Origin of the sequence: Bacillus sp. HMF5848 (assembly GCF_003944835.1) — a bacterium.
Classification (GTDB): domain Bacteria; phylum Bacillota; class Bacilli; order Bacillales; family HMF5848; genus HMF5848.
Map to the genome: position 1 here is coordinate 3033508 of NZ_RWIV01000001.1, position 22998 is coordinate 3056505.

General features: G+C 37.5%; 21 protein-coding genes and 2 pseudogenes. 3 read left to right on the plus strand and 20 right to left on the minus strand.

What is annotated here, in order from left to right; genetic code table 11:
• Positions 1-41: 41 nt before the first annotated feature.
• The 20 genes and pseudogenes from mreD to EJF36_RS14710 all read right to left on the minus strand — a co-directional run bounded on the left by mreD (position 42) and on the right by EJF36_RS14710 (position 19878).
• Positions 42-563 carry a rod shape-determining protein MreD gene (mreD, locus tag EJF36_RS14615; protein WP_125907023.1) on the minus strand — a complete coding sequence of 174 codons (522 nt, stop codon included), beginning with the start codon at positions 561-563 and terminating at the stop codon, positions 42-44.
• A complete protein-coding gene (gene mreC / locus EJF36_RS14620; RefSeq protein WP_125907024.1) occupies positions 560-1429 on the minus strand; it encodes a rod shape-determining protein MreC in 870 nt (289 codons plus the stop codon). Before mreC ends, mreD begins: the two co-directional genes overlap by 4 nt.
• Positions 1430-1459: 30 nt before the next feature.
• Positions 1460-2479: a rod shape-determining protein gene (locus tag EJF36_RS14625; RefSeq protein ID WP_125907025.1), complete on the minus strand. Its 1020-nt coding sequence runs from the start codon at positions 2477-2479 to the stop codon at positions 1460-1462.
• A 109-nt stretch (positions 2480-2588) separates the two neighbouring features.
• Positions 2589-2792 (minus strand): annotated as a pseudogene (locus EJF36_RS14630) (JAB domain-containing protein); the annotation flags it as partial.
• Between the two features lie 104 nt (positions 2793-2896).
• Positions 2897-4708, minus strand: coding sequence for a group II intron reverse transcriptase/maturase (gene ltrA / locus EJF36_RS14635; RefSeq protein ID WP_125907026.1), 1812 nt, complete (start codon positions 4706-4708; stop codon positions 2897-2899).
• 563 nt (positions 4709-5271) lie between these two features.
• A pseudogene (locus EJF36_RS14640) lies at positions 5272-5766 on the minus strand (JAB domain-containing protein); the annotation flags it as partial.
• 424 nt (positions 5767-6190) lie between these two features.
• Positions 6191-6763 (minus strand): Maf family protein, encoded by a 573-nt coding sequence (locus EJF36_RS14645; protein WP_125907027.1) that lies wholly within the window; start codon positions 6761-6763, stop codon positions 6191-6193.
• 232 nt (positions 6764-6995) lie between these two features.
• Positions 6996-8063 (minus strand): hypothetical protein, encoded by a 1068-nt coding sequence (locus EJF36_RS14650; RefSeq protein WP_125907028.1) that lies wholly within the window; start codon positions 8061-8063, stop codon positions 6996-6998.
• Between the two features lie 98 nt (positions 8064-8161).
• The gene (locus tag EJF36_RS14655) at positions 8162-8626 is read right to left on the minus strand and encodes a type II secretion system protein (RefSeq protein WP_260471909.1); all 465 of its coding nucleotides are present in this window, start codon (positions 8624-8626) and stop codon (positions 8162-8164) included.
• Complete coding sequence (locus tag EJF36_RS14660) at positions 8619-9410, minus strand: pilus assembly protein PilO (RefSeq protein WP_125907029.1); 792 nt, start codon at positions 9408-9410, stop codon at positions 8619-8621. The genes EJF36_RS14655 and EJF36_RS14660 overlap by 8 nt, the downstream gene beginning before the upstream one ends.
• The gene (locus EJF36_RS14665; protein ID WP_125907030.1) at positions 9407-10012 is read right to left on the minus strand and encodes a PilN domain-containing protein; all 606 of its coding nucleotides are present in this window, start codon (positions 10010-10012) and stop codon (positions 9407-9409) included. Before EJF36_RS14665 ends, EJF36_RS14660 begins: the two co-directional genes overlap by 4 nt.
• 2 nt (positions 10013-10014) lie before the next feature.
• A complete protein-coding gene (gene pilM / locus EJF36_RS14670; protein WP_185806924.1) occupies positions 10015-10968 on the minus strand; it encodes a type IV pilus biogenesis protein PilM in 954 nt (317 codons plus the stop codon).
• 13 nt (positions 10969-10981) lie between these two features.
• Positions 10982-11740 (minus strand): prepilin peptidase, encoded by a 759-nt coding sequence (locus EJF36_RS14675; RefSeq protein ID WP_185806925.1) that lies wholly within the window; start codon positions 11738-11740, stop codon positions 10982-10984.
• A gap of 8 nt (positions 11741-11748) precedes the next feature.
• Positions 11749-12189: a type II secretion system protein gene (locus EJF36_RS14680; protein WP_125907032.1), complete on the minus strand. Its 441-nt coding sequence runs from the start codon at positions 12187-12189 to the stop codon at positions 11749-11751.
• Positions 12190-12279: 90 nt separating this feature from the next.
• The gene (locus EJF36_RS14685; RefSeq protein ID WP_125907033.1) at positions 12280-13485 is read right to left on the minus strand and encodes a type II secretion system F family protein; all 1206 of its coding nucleotides are present in this window, start codon (positions 13483-13485) and stop codon (positions 12280-12282) included.
• Positions 13485-14519 carry a type IV pilus twitching motility protein PilT gene (locus EJF36_RS14690; RefSeq protein WP_395940597.1) on the minus strand — a complete coding sequence of 345 codons (1035 nt, stop codon included), beginning with the start codon at positions 14517-14519 and terminating at the stop codon, positions 13485-13487. Before EJF36_RS14690 ends, EJF36_RS14685 begins: the two co-directional genes overlap by 1 nt.
• A gap of 11 nt (positions 14520-14530) precedes the next feature.
• Positions 14531-16186 carry a GspE/PulE family protein gene (locus tag EJF36_RS14695; protein ID WP_125907035.1) on the minus strand — a complete coding sequence of 552 codons (1656 nt, stop codon included), beginning with the start codon at positions 16184-16186 and terminating at the stop codon, positions 14531-14533.
• On the minus strand, positions 16176-17495 hold the full coding sequence (locus EJF36_RS14700; protein WP_125907036.1) for a G5 domain-containing protein: 1320 nt from the start codon (positions 17493-17495) through the stop codon (positions 16176-16178). Before EJF36_RS14700 ends, EJF36_RS14695 begins: the two co-directional genes overlap by 11 nt.
• 27 nt (positions 17496-17522) lie before the next feature.
• A complete protein-coding gene (locus tag EJF36_RS14705; protein ID WP_125907037.1) occupies positions 17523-18320 on the minus strand; it encodes a PRC-barrel domain-containing protein in 798 nt (265 codons plus the stop codon).
• 79 nt (positions 18321-18399) lie between these two features.
• Positions 18400-19878, minus strand: a complete 1479-nt coding sequence (locus tag EJF36_RS14710; RefSeq protein ID WP_185806926.1) for a midas domain-containing protein — start codon at positions 19876-19878, stop codon at positions 18400-18402.
• Between the two features lie 133 nt (positions 19879-20011).
• Between EJF36_RS14710 and EJF36_RS14715 the strand changes: the two genes are divergently transcribed.
• Genes EJF36_RS14715 through EJF36_RS14725 form a run of 3 tightly spaced genes read left to right on the plus strand, consistent with a single transcriptional unit; the run spans position 20012 to position 22974 of the window.
• Entirely contained in the window at positions 20012-20671 is a 660-nt protein-coding gene (locus EJF36_RS14715; RefSeq protein WP_185806927.1) for a type IV pilus modification PilV family protein, read from the plus strand.
• Complete coding sequence (locus tag EJF36_RS14720) at positions 20655-21287, plus strand: PilW family protein (RefSeq protein WP_125907040.1); 633 nt, start codon at positions 20655-20657, stop codon at positions 21285-21287. The genes EJF36_RS14715 and EJF36_RS14720 overlap by 17 nt, the downstream gene beginning before the upstream one ends.
• A gap of 10 nt (positions 21288-21297) precedes the next feature.
• On the plus strand, positions 21298-22974 hold the full coding sequence (locus tag EJF36_RS14725; RefSeq protein WP_125907041.1) for a hypothetical protein: 1677 nt from the start codon (positions 21298-21300) through the stop codon (positions 22972-22974).
• The last annotated feature ends 24 nt before the right edge of the window (positions 22975-22998 follow it).

Below are 22998 nucleotides of genomic sequence, written 5' to 3' on the forward strand. Positions count from 1 at the left end.
AAATTCCCTTTATAGTCGTAAAAATAAATAATCCAGCAAACTTATTTTTCTTTTCCTAAATCAAACGTGTGTAGGAAATATCGCTTTAGCGGAATATTAACCAATATAATAAATACAGCATTTATTAAAAGAGTTGGGATCAGTCTTATTTGAATAAAATAGTCGAATGTTAAAAATCCATTCCCAATTAATAAATTAATACCATACACATAAAATTCAAGTAACGCTACGATAAAAATACCAATGATTAATACAATTAAACTATGAGAGTGAACAACTCTCATTATTTTTGAAGTGATGTAAGGTAAAAGAACATAACCAAACATATAAATACCAATTATTTGAGTATACGTAATGTCATACAATAAGCCGAAGCCTAATCCATATAAAAGCGCTACATTACGCTTATAATACACTGCAGTTAAAAGCAATGTGACAAGAAAAAAACGAGGAACAAATATGCGGTCAATGTTAAACATCTGCGCCGGAAGTAAATCAACAAAGATACTTTCAAGCACAAAGCATACAATAAAAAAGCAAGGGAGGAGAAGCTTTTTCATCATGATGCTTCCTCCTCAAATTCAGCTGTTTCCGGCATAGGCATTTGTCTCTCAACAATCATAACATGATCGATTTGATATAAGTCCGCCGCTGGTGTGACATACGCCGTTTGCGTCAAACCGTACTCGTCTGGTACAACTTCAGTAATTTCTCCAATAACAAGTCCTGCTGGGAAAATGCCGCCCCATCCAGATGAGACAACTTGCTTATTAAGCTCCACTTCTTTGTTAGATGGAATCTGCTTAAATAATAGCTGCTCGCGCTCTTTATCATAGCCCTCAATAATGCCGAAAATATTTTCATTTCCCTGTACCACTGCAGATATACGATTGTTTTTATCTAACGTACTTAACAATTGAATTACTGAACTAAATTGAGAAGTAACCTTAACCTTTCCAATAAGTCCATTTGCCGTTATAACCGCCATATTCGCCTTCACACCATGCACTTCGCCTTTATTGACAATCAAAAGCTCATGCCATTGATCTGGATTGCGGGCAACAACCGTTGCTTGAATCGTTGTATAGTCCATTAAACTCTCTGTTTTCTCTAGCATAGCGCGAAGCTTTTCGTTTTCTTCCTCGAGAATGCGTGCCTTCGATTCGAGACGAACAAACTCATCTAAACGAGCCTTTAGAAGCTCATTCTCTTTGTATGTATGTCGAACGTGATTCATCGTTTCAATATAATCACTTATTTTCCGAACAGGCTCATGAAAAATAAACTGAACAAAGCCGGAGGTATCCATTACGAATTGCTCCGGCCAAGTTGCTTCCCGATCCTTTAGTGAAAAGCCTATCAATGCCACGACGATTATAAGGCTTACGAGTAGAAAAATAAGACGTTTATTAAGAAAAAATTGTGGCATTTTGACGACACCCTTTACTACTATTTGTGTCTAGCGAAAGTCTCTAGAACGATTTTTGAATAAGTCAATATTATCTAACGAACGACCTGTGCCGATAGCTACACAATCAAGTGGATTTTCAGCGATTAAAACAGGCATTTTCGTTTCGTCACTAATCACTTTATCTAGATTGCGTAAAAGCGCACCGCCACCTGTTAATACAATACCGCGGTCCATAATATCTGCTGCTAACTCAGGTGGTGTCTTTTCTAGTGTGTTTTTAACAGCTTCAACGATGGATGTTACTGTATCGCGCAGGGCATTGGCAATTTCATCAGCCGAAATTTCAATTGTTTTCGGTAATCCTGTAAGCAAGTCGCGACCACGAATATCCATCTTACCAATACCTTCTGATGATCCCGCTGACCCAACCTCCATTTTAATTGCTTCAGACGTACGGTCTCCAATCATAAGATTATATGTCTTTCTTATGTATTGGCTAATAGCTTCATCCATCTCATCTCCAGCCACACGGATAGATTGACTTGTTACAATTCCACCTAGTGAAATGATAGCCACCTCCGTTGTACCCCCACCAATATCAACAACCATACTTCCTGTTGGTTCCCATACTGGTAAGTTTGCTCCAATAGCAGCTGCAAAAGGCTCTTCAATTGGAAACGCATCACGAGCTCCCGCTTGCTTTGTAGCATCGATTACAGCGCGTTCTTCTACCTTTGTGATACCAGACGGTACACACACCATTACAAATGGTTTTTTAGAAAAAGGACGATGCTTTTGCGCTTGATTTATATAATATTTCATCATAGTTGCTGTTGTATCATAATCAGCAATTACGCCATCCTTCATAGGGCGTAAAGCGACAACATTTCCTGGAGTTCTACCTATCATATTTTTCGCTTCGTTTCCTACCGCGACTATTTGTTTACTATCTGTTCTAACGGCAACAACAGAAGGCTCGCGCACTACGATCCCTTTGCCTTTAACAAAAACCAACGTATTGGCAGTACCTAAATCTATCCCCAGATCCTTTGTGCCAAATCCAAACATATGTGTATCTTCCTTTCTGATACCTTGCATCATTTTTGCAAATTCTAAGATGTATTTTTTAAAAATCCATAAATTATATTATATCCTAGCTACCCAAAAAAACATAGTACTAGACATATCCTTTTTCTTTCAGACTAATAAATTTTTGGTCTCCAATGATTAAATGGTCCAAAATATCTATGCCAACAATACCACCAGCTTCGACTAATCGTCTAGTGACTTCAATATCCTCTCTTGAAGGAGTTGCGTCACCGGATGGATGGTTATGAGCGCAAATAATAGACGCTGCTGAACGTCGCACTGCTTCGCGAAAGTAGGGTAAGTACCCAGCGCCTTGCTTAGTTGCCTAAGTAGGTTTCCAAGAACTCCCCTCCAAACCGTACGTACTCCTCTCAGAGTATACGGCTTTCCATTTACCTAATCTAACTTTCCTTTATGCAGATTCTGATGACATGGGATACACATTGCAATGGTTTTTCTTCGCCTTGCAATCATTCTCTGTTCCCACTTCTTTTTACCTTCCAAATCTTTCAGCTTTTTCACATGGTGCATTTCTAGTGGTACACCTTTGGCTCCACACCATTCACAAGTTTCTGCTAAAAGACGGTCGATTAAACTTGTTCTGCCAGTATAAACTAAAGTATTTTCGATTGTATCTACTGAATGATCTTTTATTTCCGAGTTCTTTTCCATACGTTTTTCCGTAAAATAGGCAATTTTCGGTCCATCCTTCGTTTCATAACGTACACCGAAATTCCCATTTATCTTGAACTTCGTGATGATTTGACTGACGGTACTTCTATATTTATTGGCATACGTTTTAATCATGCTGTATTTCATTGTCTGGCGGAAAGATTGAAGCACATGTACATTACTTGCTAGACGATAGTAATTATATAACCCTTCAATTTCCGCATTATATGTTCGAAGAATTTCTAAATCATCATTATGCACTAAATACGGTCGGTGGATAGGTTTCCACCCATTGTTCCTGCCAATTTTCAATGCACCTAAATTGATGAGTTTTTTGATATATTTTTCGTGTGGTACGAATAATTTTGTTTGATAATTAAACTTTCTCTTTTTCGTACCATTTGGCATTTTCATTCTATGCCAGTCTCTTGCTACACGAATATCATATCCTAGGAATCTAGCGTTTTTCGTACTATGGGTTATCAACGTTTTTTCAGCATTTAACTCCAGTTTTAGGTTTATTGCAAGAAAGTCGGTTAAATCTTTTTTAATTTGTTCGACTTCTTCTTTACTACCGATAACACCGATTATAAAATCATCTGCGTATCTTACATATTTCATTCGACGGTAGTTTGAGTCAAAAAGGTCTTTGCTGTCATGGCTTTGCAGCTCTTTATATAGAGCCTTTAATTCTTGAAGCCTTTCAGCTTTTTCTTCTTTAGTTAGTCGTTCCCAATCACGTTTATTTTTACTTTTACAGTGATTAATTTTTGATGCTAGGTTATGATAAACAAGATTATGTCTACGCTTTTCACCTTTGTTAAAGGATTCCGCATATCTTTCACCATATTTATCTAATTCATGTAGGTAAATATTTGAAAGTAACGGGCTAATGATTCCACCTTGTGGTGTCCCACTGTAGGTTTTATGAAAAGTCCAATCTTCTACATAACCTGCCCTTAAGAATTTCCAAATTAAATTAATTAATTTTTCATCCCTAATGCGCTTCCGTAAAAGTTCAACTAATACATGGTGGTCGATGTTATCAAAGAAACCTTTTATGTCACCTTCAATAAACCATCTCGTACCAGTAAACGTATTCCGTATTTCTTTTAAGGCCGTGTGACAGCTACGATTTGGTCGAAAACCATGCGAATGATTTGAAAATTGTGGTTCATAAATACTTTCTAAAATTCGCCGAACAACCTCTTGCACTAGTTTATCCTCAAAAGTTGGAATACCCAAAGGTCGTGTTTTTCCGTTTTTCTTTGGGATATATGTTCTGCGTGCTGGGTTCGGTTGATATGTTTGTTCCTTTAGTTTTTCGATTAAACGCTCGATTCTTTCTAAACTCATACCATCAATTGTGTCATTGTTAACACCTTTTGTGTTACTTCCTTTATTAGGATAAAGTTTGGCATAGGCTTCTAAATAAAACTCGGTGTTATACAAATTTCGATATAATCTCTCAAATACATATGTTTCATTTTGTGCTTTGGAAGTTAGACTGCTTAATACTACTTTTGGATTTCTCATAGAGCCTCACGCTCCTTCCCAATTTTGTATTAAACTCGATAAACTACTCTCCTTCGCCATGTAATAGGCTTTCCCTATCTCAGACTACTACGAGAGTTCCGTTGCCATATTGGATATTCAGACTCTGATAGTCATAGCCACAATTTATGGCATTCCAACTTAGGCAATCCCCATTTAGACATTTAGAAACATAGCTTTTCATAGTATCGGAGTGACTTTCGCTCGTTTCTTCCATATAGAAGTTGGACGAGGTAGTATCACACCATGTTTCTCGAAGTTTTTAAGAAACATGCATACCTCGCACAGCGTAAATCGTTACCTCCCGCTGAGGGTCCCCGTAGTCCTCCTTGAGCTATCATTCAAGCAACCCAGCTTTCATCCTTATCTATGAATTTTCATCTTGCCATTCAGTCGTGCCTTGATAACTAGACAACTTACGGCTTTTCCAACATGCTACACTCCCCGCTTAGTTTCCCTTACGGATAAGTTGGCTGATGATAGGGTGAAGTTTGTGATATTTCCCTACTGCTTTGCTAGAGCAGATTTTCTAAATGCCCTTATGGGCGCACAACCTCGCGTGGGTGGACAATAGAACTATTAAGGCTACCAATAAACACCGATTGCTTGTGTAAAATTTGGTTCTTAGTGTTTAGATACAGACATACGAAATGTTCCTGATTTAGGAAGCGCATTTCATCCATTAAATAATTTGCTGCATCCTCCGGTGAACGAATCGTATATCGTTCATCATAGCGCAAGCGATTAATTCGTCGCCCAATTTCAATGGCTGCTAGTATTTGTATCGCCTTCGCTTCACCAACACCTTTGATAGATGTTATTTCTTCGAGTGTGGCATCCTTTAATAGTCTTAAGCCTTCGAACGATCTAAGAAGGCGGTTTGAGACCGAAAGCACTGACTCGTTTTTCGTTCCTGTTCGTAATAGTATGGCAAGTAATTCTTGATTTGATAAACTTTGGGGACCTTCTTGTATAAAGCGCTCACGAGGACGTTCTTGCTTAGGAAAATCTCGGATCAACACAGTCGTATTGTTTTGCATTGTTTTTTGTTGCATTTCATTTTTCTCCTCTCACTTCTGTGGGTCAATAATACGGGGGATGTGCAAGGTGTCAGCCGTACTGCACGTCACTTCGGCATGTGAGCGCGCAGTATCCAGCTGTTTGTTGTAGGATGCAAGTTATATGGTATGTGCACAGGCGTGTTGCACGCATTTAGAGGGGATGCACCAGTTCATCCGGGGGATATGCCAATTGCCGTCCGCTAAATAGGTGCAGCTTAAGCAAGTTATGGGGCAAGCAAATTCTCGATGCTGCTGCGGAAATTTCATCTTGGTTTTTTGAGAATATTTTAGCTGAGCATGTGTGAATTCGTAACATTTATGCGTAACCGCATTCTAGCTGGAAATGTTTAAATTAAACTTTTTAAGCTCATAACCTAGATACTCAGCAGCAGTGGCACAAATATTAATAGGCAGGCAATATATCTCGATGTTTTAGTTCACGCGAAAGGCGCGAAACAGGTAACCCAACCACCGCAAAATAATCACCCTCTATTTTCTGTACTAGTGTGGCACCTAGCTTTTGAATACCGTATGCACCTGCTTTATCAAACGGTTCACGAGAATCAATGTACGCATGAATTTCCTCGTCTGATAGCTCCCAAAATGTCACAGAGGTTTGTACAAAAAAACGGCTAGTCTCACCATTGTGTACAATGGCCACACCCGTGAAAACATCGTGTGTGCGTCCTGATAACGAACGTAGCATGCGATAGGCATCCTGTGAATCAGCAGGTTTTCCTAGTACTTCCCCATCTAACACAACGACAGTATCAGATCCTATAACGCACGATGCTGAATAATTTTGAGCAACATCCTCTGCTTTTTGCTGTGCCAGTGCCATTACAAGCTCACCTGGTGATAAAGCCGGGTCCATCACTTCCTCTAATGTACTAGGATGAACTGTAAATGAGTATCCTATGTTGCTTAATAGTTCTTTTCGACGTGGTGAGGCAGATGCCAAAATAATCTCAGTCATGTTCTTACATCCTTTCAACGTATGGAAATATTTCAAAGAAAGATACACACCCATATCGTAACAAAAGTATTTTTTAACTACAATTTACAAAAAATGAATTTTAGCGTAGTTTTCTCGATGTCATTATATATTACATAGTGTCTGTTATGAGTCGGAACGGTATGTAAAGCAATGATTTTATAAAAAAGAAAAGAAGCACATTGTATGCTTCTTTTCTTAATTGCTTGTAAAATTAAAAATTAGTATTTTTTTCAGTCGTTTCTAACCAGTTAATATACGCTCCAAATGCCTGTAATGTTTGTGTTTGTAAGCGCCACTTATCTGCACTACTACTTAATACATTCACAGCCTGCTTTGTGTAATCAACAAATTGAGTAAGAGATGGATTTTGAATATTTGCAGGCACTTGAATATTAGCGGCTAACCTTTGAAGCTCTTCTATGTCCGTAGGTGAGGCGGAAATGGATAGAAGCTGTGAGCTCACACCTATAAGCTTCGTTAGTAACTCCTTTGTTTTTCTTGCGGTAAGCTCTTCTTCAGCAGATAAAGAAAGGGTAGCGCCTTGTACGGTGTAATCTTTAACATATATATCAGGTAATAAGTACTCATAAGCATCCGCAAGTTGTTTGCCAGCCGCCTTCGCGTCGGCGATGCCTGTGAATAATAGAATAGGGTCATTACCATGTAATAAAACTGGTAAGCCAGCATTTTCAAGCTTATCTGTTATCGGCTTACTTGATTCTAGTGAGGAAAAAGCACCTGCCTGTACAACCGTAACCGTCAGAGGATCCCACACTACTGGTACAGTGGCAGCTGGTGTATTATTGCTTCCCGCTCCCGATTGAGCAGGCTGCTCTTCTAGTTCTACCTTTTCTCCCGTATCATCGAGCATGTTCGCTGCAGGTAGTTCCTCACCATCTCCAGTTATGGATAGTAAATTGAATAGTAAAATACTAAACCCTGTACCGACAATAATAGCAAACACACTAGCAAAGATAAAATTACGAAATGAGTTTGATTGAAACCCTGGCTTTTTTCGTGAAGATTTCTTTCTAGGTAATGATGTGCCTCGTAAATCCTCTATCCCGATACTCTCTGTCGTTTTGTGAGACTTTGAATCTGTTGAATTTGATAATTCAGCCCAAATGTCATCATCTTTATTAGAACTTTCCACACTAGCAGCCATTTCCTCCATCGCCAACATAGGCTCACGACTATTGCTTTCGTGCTTTTTGTCTTCAGTGTATATCTTTTCTTTCCCGTTAATTTTAATAGAGATCTGTCGCGATTGGTTGTCCATTTTAATCACCTTCCTTACTGCTAGTCTATGATTGTACAACCCATCCTAGCACAGAAGATAAAAAAAATAACAAGACATTTGTCGTCTTGTTACGATGATTATTCGACATTTTCAATAAGATTAATAGATAAGGATTCGACAGGCGTACCAGTTGATTCAGTACATATTTGCTTTGTCGTCCCTTTTAAACACACAGCATATTCAATATCGTTGCCATTTTTTGATATAGTTACAAACGAGTTCTCATTAGATGATGGAATGACATTTTGTGTAAAAGGATCTTGAATTGGATCAAGATAGCCGCCTTCTACTAAATCCTTATATGTTAGTGTTTGAGCCTCGTCCTCAATAAACACCTGCTGTGCACGCTCATGCATCGTAGCTGCTTCATACATCGCATACGCGTTGGCAACGAAGGCTTGCTCTTTCACTCGCTCAATGATTTTCCCAATGGACGGGACAGCTATTGCCGAAATAATTCCGAGAATAACAATGACAGCTAACAATTCAATTAATGTTAAACCTTGTGAGGAGCGAAGCATATTGAATTTTTGCTTAGTCATTCGTATCACTCTCTTTTTTCTTATCCATATCGATGAAGTTCGCTAACGGATTATTTTTTTCACTTGGTGCTGGCACTTCTATGATTGGCACTTCATCCTGCAAGTCCTCTAATGTAGGATGATAGAATGTCGAGACAGTAACAGAGTATGCTAGCATGTTATCTGCCTCATCTACAAAGCTAGTTGTTTCCTCTGGACCATTAAATGATAAAACATCAATTTGTGTAATGCGTTGTTCCTGTTCAAGTGATTTTAGAAACGTCTGCATTGCATAGTAATCCGGTGATTTGACGGATAAGTTAACGGTTATCTTTTTCATTCCTTCTGGTAGCAGTGACTCTGGTTCTGCAGTTTCTGCTTCTGGTTCTGTTTCAGTCTGGTCGTTATGAACTAATTCTTTTTCCTCTTTACGAAATTGTTCATATTCATCTAGTACTGATAAATTTACTTCTTCGTTCGTATTAAAGCTCATATTCACAATAAAACTATCAGATACTACCTCTGCTTTTTCAATATGTAAAATAAATTGATCAAGAAGTGGTTTGACTGGTACTTTTCTTTGAAGCTCGAGTGTACTCGAATACGTCTGCTGCTGAGCCTGTGACACTTTCGATTGCACAACTTCCAAAAGCTGTTTTTCAAGCTTAAGATCATTTTCCTTTTGTTGAACTTGTTGTTGCAGTGGCGCTATAAATTGTAGCCGTAAATAGAAAAAGGTAGCACCAAGCAAAGCTAATACAACAAAAGTGTATAAAATCAATTTTTTTGAGAAGGTTATTGTCATGATGTCTCCTCCTCATTATGCTGCAATGCATTGATAAATAATTGATTTAACGTTATTTGATACGTTGCAATATATCGTGGCATCAGCTCAAACTCATCGAGCCCTGATTGTGTCGCTTCCTCTATTTGTTTAGTGGTGATACTATTTAAGTTTACGTCGGTAACCCATTCTGATTGCTGCAAATTATGAAGATAATACGCAGACTCTCTACTAGTATCAAATTGCGTTGTAATATTTACGTTTCCGTTTTCTCCTAAGCTAAAAGACAGCAAAAAACCTCTATCCGGCAAAAGTCCCGAAACATGAGCTAAAATAGGTACAACATCAATCGGATATTTTTCCATCCATGCTACTGTCTGCTCTAGCTGAGAAAGCGAAGAAGTTGAAGTGCTATCAAGTATCTTTTGTTCTTCAATCGCTCGTGTAGCTTTTGTTAATTGTAGCTCGTTTGAAACAGTAAGAAGCTCTCGATTGGCTTGTTGATATTGCAAAAGCCACACAATAGTTAGTGACATAACAAGCAGCACAATACTTCCTGCAACTATGAATGGCGCAATATTTCTCGGTTCCTTTTCTGGAAGTAAATTTATTTCAACAAGCATAGCTACACCTCTTTTAATGCGAGACCTAACGGTACATGGTATTGCCCTGGTAGTTCTTGATTGTTTGCTGTGATAATAGAAATGTTCGCTCCATCAATAGATGTAACGGGTATATTAAATCGTGTTATTAATTCGTCTTTTATAATGTTAATCTCGGGATGTTCACCAGTTAAAATGATCCTGTTTACACTTTTTTGACCATGATGCAAGGAATATTGAAAGAAGTTTATGACTCGTTCCATTTCTTTAAAAGAATCTTGAATATAAAAAACAGGATTTTGCCCTTCAATCGCTTGTGTTTCGATTTGTGAATGTCGCATAAAAACAGGAATATGGGTTGAGAAAATGCTAATATTCATAGCAGACTGATCGAACTCTACTAATAAAACATTCTCATCATGAACAGCATCATTAGTGTGAAAATATAAGCGATATAAGCTTAACGGGGAGATGTCTGCAGCACACGGCTTAAGCTTAGCATCCTCAAATAAATCTTTATAACTGTTTACAATGTCTTCAGGCGCAGCAAAAATGAGAACATCTTTTTCTGCTTGTTCTCCTTCCTTGTCATGAAGCAAAATCATATCAAAGGTTGGATCTTCAAACGGAAGATGTATCGTTGTTCCTAGCTCTAAATGTAAATAGCCTTTAATTTCATTATCTGGGATATCGGCTGGCACCGAGATCTTCTTTATAATAACAACGCCATCTGGCACAACAAAGCGAACTTTACGGTGCTTGATGCGCCACTCATCCACACATTGCTCCATAATAGTAGAGAGAGTCTCGTAATCTACAATTTTACCATTTGTAATGATGCCTTTTGGGAGCTGTCGTTCTTCAACGCGCTGCACAACAATCGGGGATGTTTGTTTTAGCTCAACAAAACGAATCGCATGATCCTTAATAACTATGTTGGCATAATGACGATTTTTTGAAAACAACTGGATGCCCATGTACATACCCCTTTTAATAATAACCGATTAAGTCTAAATAAATATTTATAAGTTCATGTCCGAAAAAATATGCAATGAGTGTGCCTATCACAATAAACGGTCCAAACGGAATTGGTTTATTTCTTTGTAATAACCGCAAAGCTAGTCCGATACCTCCGACTAATGCTCCTATAAAGGCTGCTAAAAAAAACGAGACAATCGTTAGTTTTGTCCCTAGCACTATTCCTAACACGCCATAAAGCTTAATATCGCCGCCCCCCATACCTTTTCCTTTTGTGACAAAAGCGATAAGGTAAAGCAAACTAAAGCCTACAAAAGCACCGGCAAGAGCATCCCACCAAGGTGTGAGCGGAATAAACATTCGTTCTATGGAAAATAACGGCAAGAAAAATAAAAGAACCTTATCAGGAATTATCATATACTTGATATCTGATACGGTTATAATCATCAATAACGATATAAGAGACCAAGCAACAATCAATTCCTTTGACCATCCCACCAATAACGGTGATATCGTAAAAAGAATAGCTGTCGTAAGCTCCATAATAGGATAAAGTGGGGAAATAACTTCCCCACAATTTTTGCATTTTCCGCGTTGTAGTACGTAAGATACAACTGGTATAAGTTCAAGCGCTCCTAACGTTCGTTTGCACGTCGGACAAGCAGAGCGTGGCTTGACAACCGATTGCCCAAGCGGCACGCGCAGGCCGACGACGTTGAGGAAGGAGGCTATTAACAAACTATATAATAATACGAATAAATATATTTCCATTTATCAATTTAATTACCAGAATACTTAAGGAGATTATCTTCAGTAACATAATCTGTTGTTATTGTTGATATTGCGTCTTTTACTATTGATATAGAGTCGTGATTATCTAATCTGTATTCCCAAGGGTCAATTGCATTACCAGAACTATCTTCTTTAACAATCTTAACTGTATAATCTAAACCTGTGTCTTTAATGTTATCAAGATATTGTCCTAAATCTGTATGGTCTAAATCTACCTTTGTTGGATTAGAAGCAGTATGTAATTTTGCTGCATTAATAATTTGTACTGCTTCTGCAACAGTAGCATCATTTTTTGTTTTGTTAATTATTCCACCAATACTCGGCACCGCTATCGCACTAATAATACCCAAGATAACAACTACTGCTAGTAATTCGATGAGTGTCAAACCGCGTTGATTTTTTAAGTTTTTTGTTAGTTTTTTCAACATTTTCTTCTCTCCCTCGACAAAATAATATAAGAATCTATTCCTATTATACATGATAGACTACATAGTCTGACAAGGAAAATATTCCTAGTATTACTGAATTTGGTTAAAAATTTCAAACATCGGCACTAGTATTGACGTGACTATAGTCCCAACAATCGATGCCAAAAATAAAATCATTAACGGCTCTATAAGTGATTTTAACTTATCTGTGCTATTCTCGACCTCTTCTTCATAGAAATCAGCGACTTTTGCTAGCATCGCATCTAGCACCCCTGTTTCCTCCCCTATCGCAATCATTTGCGTCACTAATGGTGGAAATGCCCAGTGTTTTTTCATAGGTGCCGTAATGCTACGCCCACGTTCTAATGAATCACGCGATTCACGAAGCACTCTCACGATAACTTCATTTTCAACAACAGATTCTACGATTGATAATGCCTGTAGAATCGGCACCGAACTTGAAAATAGAGAGCTTAACGTTCGCGTCATGCGAGCGAGCACAGCTTTTTGAATCATTTTTCCGAATATCGGCACTTTAAGGGCAGCATAATCTAAATAATATTTTGTCTTTTTATTAGATTTCAGCACTAGAAAGCCAACATAGATTCCTACAAACAATAAAATTACTACATACCAAAATGATTGCATAAATTCACTTGATGCTAAAACGAACTTTGTGATTGCTGGTAGCTCTGCGTTAAAACCCTCAAACATGGATACAAATGTTGGCACAACCGCTGTTAAAAGGAATATAATAACGCCAATCGCTACAATCCCAACTACGATGGGGTATGCTAAAGCAGATTGTATTTTCTGCTTCGTTTTGTTTTGCTTTTCGTAATGGATCGCTAACCGGTCAAGGATTTCATCCATATTTCCGCCTGCTTCACCTGCTCGCATCATATTAATAAACATCGGTGAAAATATTTTTTTATGCTTACTAGCCGCAGAAGACAACGGATTCCCCGCGCGTAAGTCCTCCTCCACTTCAAGAAGAACACGACGCAGCACTTTACTAGACGTTTGCTCTGCCAAAATTTTTGTCGCATCGACAACCGACACACCAGCTTGTAACAATGTAGAAAACTGACGTAGAAATATGACATAGTCCTGTAGTTTAACAGGGTTTCCTATAATTATTTCTTTCGTTAATAACGTTTCTGGCACTTCATTTAGCAGCGTAACTCGAATGCCTTCTTTTTTAAGTTTTTCAAGTGCATCACGCTTCGATGAACTAGTAATGACACCAGACTTTTTTCCCGATGTATCGCGACCTTCATATTTATATCGTGGCATTATTCTTTACGCTCCTGTAGAAAAGGCTCCGCAACATCCTTTGTGATAACCCCACTCTGTAGCAATTCTACAATCGAGGTTTCTAGTGTGACCATTCCCATTGATCGGTTCGTCTGCATCACATTTTGGATTTGATGAACTTTTTCATTGCGGATTAAATTAGCAACTGCTGGCGTATTTAGTAAAACCTCGACCGCTACACGTCGCCCTGTTTTATCGGCTGTTGGAAATAGCCTTTGTGACACAATTGCCTCTAATACTGATGCTAATTGAATGCGCACTTGCTGCTGCTGTGAGGAAGGAAAGACGTCAATAATTCGGTCTATGGTCGAAGGTGCACTCGTTGTATGCAAAGTCCCTAATACTAGATGCCCCGTCTCAGCCGCGGTAATCGCTGTACGAATTGTTTCTAAATCACGTAGCTCCCCTACCATAATCACATCAGGATCTTGACGGAGCGCGGCACGTAAGCCGTTAGCAAAAGAAGATGTATCAAAGCCAACTTCTCTTTGATCAATAATACATGTACCATGTTTATGAAGGTATTCTATCGGATCTTCTAATGTTAAAATATGCTTTCGCATCGTTTCATTCATATGGCGTATCATCGCGGCTAATGTTGTTGATTTCCCGCTACCAGTCGGACCAGTTACAAGCACAAGCCCTTGAGGTTTATTGACAATTTTTCGCAATGGAGATGGTAGCTGCAAATCATCTATCGTCGGAATAGATGTTGGAATGATACGTGCCGCCATCGCGATACACGAACGTTGATGATACACATTTATACGAAAGCGTGACACACCAGGTATCCCGTATGAAAAATCAAGCTCACCATTTTCAGTGAATCGTTCCCACATCGCTTCGGGCAAAATTGCTTTTGTCATGTCTTCAATGTTTTGTGGATTGAGGGCTTCTTTGCCGTATTTCTTTAGTTCACCGTTAATTCGAAAAATAGGAGGAACGCCAACTGTTATGTGAATGTCTGATGCCTTGTGCTCAAAGGCAGCACGTAATATAGCTTCAATGTTCATGTTTATCCTCCTTAATCTGGTGTAACTACTCGCAATACTTCTTCCGTTGTTGTATAGCCTTTTTTCACTTTTATAAGCCCATCATCTGTTAGAAAAATCGTTTTATTTTTTATCGCTATTTCTCGTAATCTCGAAAAAGGTTCATTGTTCATAATCGCTTTTCGTAGCTCTTCATTTATCATAAGAAGTTCGTGAATAGCAAGCCTGCCTTTGTAGCCTGTCATATTACAAATACCACAGCCTTTACCTCGAATGACTTTTTCGATTGTAATGCCACGGCGCTTAAAAATATCTTGTTCCATTTTAGACGGCAATTCTTCCTGTGCACAGTCACGACAGACGCGACGCACAAGTCGCTGTGAGACGACGCCCGTTAACGATGATGCAACAAGAAACGGCTCCACACCCATATCTACTAATCTCGTAATAGTACCTAACGCATCGTTCGTATGAAGTGTACTAAGCACAAGATGTCCTGTAAGAGAGGCACGTACGGCTACTTCTGCTGTTTCACGATCACGAATCTCCCCAACCATAACTATATTTGGGTCTTGACGTAAAATAGCGCGTAATCCCCGCGCAAATGTCATCCCAATTTTTTCATTCACTTGAATTTGGTTAATTCCTTCTAAACGAAATTCTACAGGATCCTCGATCGTTATGATGTTTGTTTGTTCATCATTCAAAGCGTTTAAAGCAGCATATAGTGTTGACGACTTACCAGAGCCAGTTGGACCCGTTATGAGCACAATACCAGTTGGTCTTTTAATAAGCTTTTCAAACCGCTTTAAGTTCACATTATTAAAGCCAAGTCGTTCAATATCATTGATCGCACTACCTAAATCTAAAATACGCAATACGATTTTCTCACCGTAAACAGTAGGCAACGTTGATACACGTAAATCAACAGGATGAAAATCAATAGTAAGCTTAATCCGGCCATCCTGAGGCACACGATGCTCAGTAATATCCAGGTTTGCCATAATTTTTATCCGTGCTGTTAAAACACTTTGCATATTTTTTGGCAACGTGCGTTCCGTTCGCAGCACACCATCTACACGGTTGCGAATAACGACTTTCTTTTCTTGCGGGTCAATATGAATATCACTTGCCTTTTGCTGAACGGCACTCGCTAGGATTTGGTTCACTAGCTTGACAATCGGTGAGTCTTGATCGCGAATTTCTTCGTCCTTCACATTTTCATTCGGAATATCATCTAGTAACTCGTTTACGTGCTCGTCCACATCATAATACTTGTTTATAGCCCGAATAATATCGTCCTTTGTGGCAATAGCCGTTTCCACCTGAAAGCCAGTTGATAAACGGATATCATCAATAGCGTAGAAGTCCATCGGATCAGCCATTGCAATAAACAACTTATTATTTTCCTTTTTTAACGGAATAAGCAAATTACGTTTTGCAATCTCTTTTGGGATAATTGATACGAGCTTATAGTCAAACGGATATCGATATAAGCTAACGTGAGGAATACCTAATTGAAACTCTAATACTTCAATGAGCTGCTGCTGTGTAATAAACCCTTTATCTAATAAAATATCGCCTAGCTTTTGCTCAGATGATTTATCTCGTAACGCTTCGTTTAATTGCTCTATCGATATGAGGCCAGATTCAACTAGAAGATCTCCGAGTCTTTTCCTAGTTTCCATCTTTATCACCCACTCCTGGCATCCCTTTTGTTATTTCACCTTCAGTTCCCCATGTTTCTTCTGGGGATTTATCGCGTTGTGTTGTAGGGTCTTGCTTCTCTTGTGAAGGCATATTTGAACTATTATCTTGAACTGAACTGTCTTCAGATCTATTTGTGTTGTTTAGTGGCGTGTTTGATGAAATGCTGTACACTTCCACTCGATGAACAGGTGGATAAAAATCCTCTGACAGCTTATCTCTCTTTGTAAGCTCATCGTTGACGTATGTTTCTCGAAACACTTTAATTAACAAACCAGGCTTCCCTTTTTCTTTAACAACAGTTTCATTCTTCTTCAAGAGCACATCATATTGAATGATTGTTTTCGGATCAAACTGTTGTTTATCCTCAAGAGAAACCTCATAATTTTCCATAAATGGAGCTCCTGTTAATGTTACAAGCAACCCATTGTATACCTCTGTGAATTTCAATTGATAATCAGTTTGATTTGGATTATAAAAAACAAAGTCCATATCGTTTTGTTTAACTTTTGCTTCATAGCCTAACTCACTATACGGTGGAAGCGTGCGACTCGTGTGACGCTCTAATATTGTAAAATTTGTTGGCAAAATTGCTTTATATATTCCTGATGCAATAACACTTAGCTCATCGTCTGTAAAAGTAGTATTAGAAGCAATTGTGTTTAAGAGTGATAACTGAGACTGAGCAGGGATGGTTATTGTAGAATATGTAGCCATCCAACTCGCCATATTAATGTCTTCTTTGTTAAACACTACCGTTCCTTCAGAAAGCTTTTCTTGCTGTAAATCCGCCTGATTAATATAAGCATGTACATCTAGTGTAATATGTTGTTTCAACGTAAGAGAAATAGCTTGAATAATATCTCGATTCAAGTTTTCAAATTGCACTACGCTAACTAAGTTTTCATTTGTTAGCATCGTAGTCACAGCTTCTGTCAGTTTCACATCTTCCATACTAACAATCAAATTGTTAACTTTTCCATCGTTTACTTGAGCAATACTATCTTCGACATTGAATAAAAAAGCGGTCAGGGGTACATTTGTTGAGGTGTTTTGATACTGTAGTGATATAGTTGCGCTATTATACCAACCATCTATATGTTCTTTCACTTTTTGTGCTGCCTGCTCTTCATTTAACCCTGAAATAGGGATTGAGCCAAGTGTCGTTCCCTCTTTGAAAACAACATCTTGGCTCCATACTTTTTCATAGGCTAAGGCACCGAAGTGTGAAAAACTAAATATAAAGGCGGTATTAATAATAATGACTAAAAATAATCGGAAAAAATTCATGTTATGACACTCCAATGCCTATATGTGTTACGCGTTTACACTCATTGATAACTCAACTACAAGGCTCGGTCCTGCTTCTTGTGCTTTAACGATGTCATCTTCTTGCAGTACATAACCTTTGTGGAAAAGCACTTCACCATTGTCATTCATCACATCTTTGACTAATTCTTTTCCAAGAAGTAATTCAATTTGTTTTTTCTTTAATTGTACTACTTCTTCATCTTCTGTTTCTTCGATAATAGCATTAGCCACCTCTTTAAGAGCTGCTTCATGTTCATTAGGAAGCAAATCATCAACAAAAGATTCATTATTTGACTCAGGCTGTTGAACTAAGTAATCGACAGAATCTAAAAACTTTGACGCTACATCTTCTTTTACAATAATAATGTCTTTCCCAAATGTAAGTACTGAATCCGACGCAAGAGCCACATCACGCCCTTGTACGTTTAACGATGTACCAAGGATAAGCCCTGTGTCCTCGTCTACGAAATATTCATTCACTTCACCGATAAGTTCACCTTTACGAGTCATAACTTTTGTATTTGTAATTTTGATTTTTTTATTCACTAGCTGATTTGCTATAGGAATTTCGTTTAAATCTATAACAGCATTTTCACTCTCAACTGTCACAGCGTATTCACCTATTCCTACTACTTTTTTAAACGGAATAGCTTTTACGCTTACTTGCCAGTCTTCATGCTCAATAGTTAAAAAGTCAACTGATCCTTTATCTGGATTAATAACTAATGATTTTACTTTACCAACTTGTGTACCTGCAGCAATACTAATAATGGGCAGGCCAACTATTTGTGTACTCTTTTTCATTCCATTCACCACACCTAATTAATTTTTTCACGAAACTACACGATACATAATATTGTAACACGATATGACAAATGTTGACTTAAATTTTACGGTATTTCGCTAATAAAAATTCAATTTCCTGCTGAATTATTGGAAATTCTGTGAAATCCTTTTCAATTTGTGTAAGTAGCTCAATAAGCTTGTCATATTTTTTAGTGCTAATATAGTATTGAACTAAGAAGCTAGTAAAAGCATACTGATCCTGTTTACGTAAATTTGGACGCATATGATCTTTTATTAAGGCTTCATACTGGTCACCTGGCAAAATCTTTTTATAAGTTTGTAACTGCGATAATAAGTGTGTAATCATTTGCTGACTAACAACATGGTGAACAGCATCTATTTGTTGATCATCTATATTATCGTCAACACTCTCTTCACTCGGCTCATTACTATCGATGAATGTATCAGATTCTTCAGCATGCTCGCTATCGTTTAAAGCGATATCTTCATCGTCTGTCGTCAATAACATTTCTGTATTCACATGTTCTTCCGCATCGACAGAAATCTTGTCTTTTACTTCGTCAACTTCTTCTTCGTTATTATTAATTGTTGCTTCTAGTGACTCTAATGCTTCAAGCTCAGACTCGACGTCTATTAAGTCCTCATCAACTATCTCAGATTCGCTTTGCTCCTCGTCAACTGATACTGCCACTTCATCTAGTTCTGCAACATTGTCTGCATCAATTATTTCTTCAAGCTGCATGGTTTCAAGATCAGTCTCATCGTCCTCAGCCATTAATAACAAGCTTTCCAACTCTGTTTCAGGTGTTGATGTGTCTTCTTCGTCTTGGTCCGCTTCATGAGTTGAAATAGATTCCTCATCATCTATACTGTCTATATCTTCGGTAGACTCGTTATCAAGCTGTTGTAAAACTTTCGCATATCCCTCTTCAACATCGTCTTCAAACGTGTCCATATTATCTAATTCATTTTCATCTAACTTATTCACTGTTTCTAACACATTCACGTCTAGCTCGTCTGTATCCTCAGCTTCATCTTTCTCATACTGCTCGTTTGAAACTGCTAACGTGTCATCATCTGTTGACACATCAGGTAAAATAGTCCAATCTCTATCATGATTTTGTTCATCTTCTTGTTCATCTTCAGTTTCAATAAGCTTTTCGTGTTCGTGCACAACGTCACTTACCACTTCTTTATAAACTTCTTCGTCCTCTGAAGATGTACTTAACTCTTCATGAATAGTCGAATTAGGAGTATCCTCATTAAGGTCTTTGTCCGTTAAGTCATTGATTTGTGTAGTATCATCTTCCATAACAAGAATTAATTGTCCCACTTTCTTTTCAATTAAATATGCTGTGGCAATTGCTAATAAAACAAGAATAAGTCCGGTTTGCCATAAAGGTAAGCTAATGTTAGCAACTAACCCTACAACAGCAAGAAGAAATGAAACACCTATTATTGATAGTTTTCCTTTCTTAGTTAAGCGAAGTGGTAGAGCAAGAACAATGGGTACTAGTATTACAACAGCCAATAATGTAAAAGTAATGGTTTGCAAAATTACTCATTCACCTCTTTCGTTGGACGTAATTATGTACAAGCAAAGATTGCCAAATTCCAATAAAAAACGACAAACTCCGACTATTTTATATTGTATAATAAAGTTATCTATTTTGAAAGAAGGGGACGTAATGTTAAAATCTAAAATTTCTGAGCAAAATGGCGCCACTCTTCTTGAGGTACTAATATCGTTTGCAATTCTATCCATTCTATTATTAAGTAGCATGAATTTTTTTCTACAATCGTATAAATACACCACGCAAAATAAAGATAAAACAACAGCTGTGTATTTAGCACAAAATGTAATGAACTACATGCAAAAGCAAAGCTTTATGAAGATGGAAGGATACGTAACATACCAACTAACCAAAAATCCAAACAAACCTCTAGTAGAACTATCAATGTCTTTATGTAACAGTCCCGTAACCGTATCGCCGATTAATCCATTGAATCATAACGAACGTGTAAGTGATGTTGATAACGTATTTCTTTTTGACGATACAGCAAGGTGTCAAGCTGTTTTAACCCCTATTATTAATAACAAACAATATACTAACGATGACATAAAAATCTATATCATGCCGAGTGTGGAACAATCTGACCTTGATGACCTTTTAAACACATCACCAAATTTACCATCTTTGTTAAAAGAAAACCTTGAAGCAAATCAAAATGTCACAAATCTATCATTTCGCACGTCGCTTTTACATGTGTTTATATTAATAAACAGTGAAAATAGAAATAAAGCAGTGCTTTTAGAGGGGACGATAGTTGATGAATCAATTAGGTAAATGGATAAAAAATGAAAGTGGGGTTACATTACTCGAGCTTTTAGTTGCCTTATCCGTTAGTTCCATCATATTGTCAGCTATATACGGAACGTTTTTAACAGGCGTAAAGGTTTATAAAAAAATAGCCATTGAAGCTCAACTTCGAGATGAAGCCGATTATATTGTCGCTAACCTGCTAAATGTACTGTACGAAAACCATCCGGATCATATTGTTCTCGACTCGTCTAGTTTGAAACTATTCAATTATAAAGCAACAACAATTAATCAAAAAGAAGTAATAGAGAATACATTTGATGAGTCTATCAGTGCTAGTATCATAATAAATGTACAAAATAAGCTGTCTGATACCGGTGCTTTGTTAGGCGAGGAAATTGTGGTGCAAACAAAAGATATTTCTAACACGTACAGCAATCAAATACTTAACAGCAACCATATCGTAGTAAATAATATAAATAGTAATAAAATAATAGATTTTACTTGCTCTAATCCAATGGCATCTTACTGTAATCAAGGCATTATTACGATACAATTTTCTATTAGTGATAGTCGTTATAATGATCCTAATAGTATGTTATACGTAGAACCTATCGAGTTTATTAGTGAATTTGGCTACTAGGAGGAATTCAATGAATAATGAAAGAGGATCTAGCCTACTTCTTGTATTGCTCGTAACAATCATCATCATGACACTTGGATTAACGATATTATCTGTGAGCATTGGCGGAGCTAAACGTACAGAAATACGCTACGATACTACAGATGCTATATACTCAGCTATGCAAAACATGGACAAAGTTATACTAGAGTTTAAGAATGAGATTAATAATATAGACTTAAAGATATATAATAACAAAGCTCTTTATCAGGTGAAGCTTAATGATGTAGTTAACCAATTAAAATCCAATCATCCGGTTGGACTAACGATAACGGATATCACAGCTGACTTTCTAGAGGACAGTACAAATTACGAACACAATTACTACAGTCGTGTCTATAAACTCGAATATGAAGCAAAGGATCAACGTGATAATCAGTACGATGCAGTCAAGACAATAACACGTCAAATCATTTTATCTCCTACACCAAGCTTTTTAGAATATGCAGTAGGCTCGTTTGGGAAAGAAGACGATGAAGGCTACTTAACGATTAACGGTTCTGCAAACATTCAAGGGAATATGTATGCGAATGTGCTGACTCTTTCTAATTATGCTAATTACAAGGATGATAGTGGGGCTTCTACTATGCCCACTCCCTACTCTGCATTTGATGGCTCAGCGTTTGTACAAAAACGTTTATTATTAAGGTCTTCACCTACTGATACACCAATTGGATATGAAGCAATCAGACTGCTTTCACAGCCAGTAGATAGTTCTTATTTTTATAAAAACAATCGGCCTACCTTTATGATGAATAGCAATGACTTTGTAGAGATTGATTTTGATGCAACGTATGATAAAAAAGAAGATCAATTATCACCATTAGATAGCAACGCTACTGTTGTAACAGATGGAAGTGAACCAAATATTATAATCACTAACGAGGCAGATTTACTTCATAATAGTGAAGATTGGATCGTTATAGATCATCCATCTGTTGAATTCTTTAGTGGCTATACTCCTTTTAATATTGATAAAAATATCTACGTAAACGGGGACTTAACCATCGTTTCTGAAAAAGAAGTATCTATTAAAGGAAATATAATAACAAAGGGAGATTTAACTTTCCAAGTGCAACATGCTCCCATTTCTTATGATGGAACAGCTATTGTCGAAGGCAACATTAACATTCTTGGAAACGACGATGAAACCGTTGTTGAAGATGATGAGGTTAATTTTAATGCAGTCATGTTCGCCAAAGGAAAAGGATTTATATCTAATACAAATATTGCTGGTCTAGATGATAAGCAGCTTGTTTTGCTCACAAAAGAGGATGTAGTAGTAACAAGAATTAATGAATTTGCGTCTTTTGCTCCCCCTGACGAAGACACTGACATATTTAATTATAATAGCCCTGCGTCTCTAAAAGCTTTCTTTTATACTGATAAAAGTGCGATTATGTACGGAGTAGGTTCAAACTTCTTTATACATGGAGGTGTCTTCGCTAAAAAATCTTTAGAAATAAATGCAATACGTGGAAACATTATCAAGGGATATACTTTACTAAAACCATCACCCATTGACCAAACAGGAAAAAAATCAAGATTTACTATTATACATGATTCGAGTGTCTTAACAAGTCAGCTTGACGCACTACCTCAAGTTGATCGATTACGATTTATCGTTGGCGAAGTTACTATTAATTGACGCAGAAAAGGCTACCATCACCGG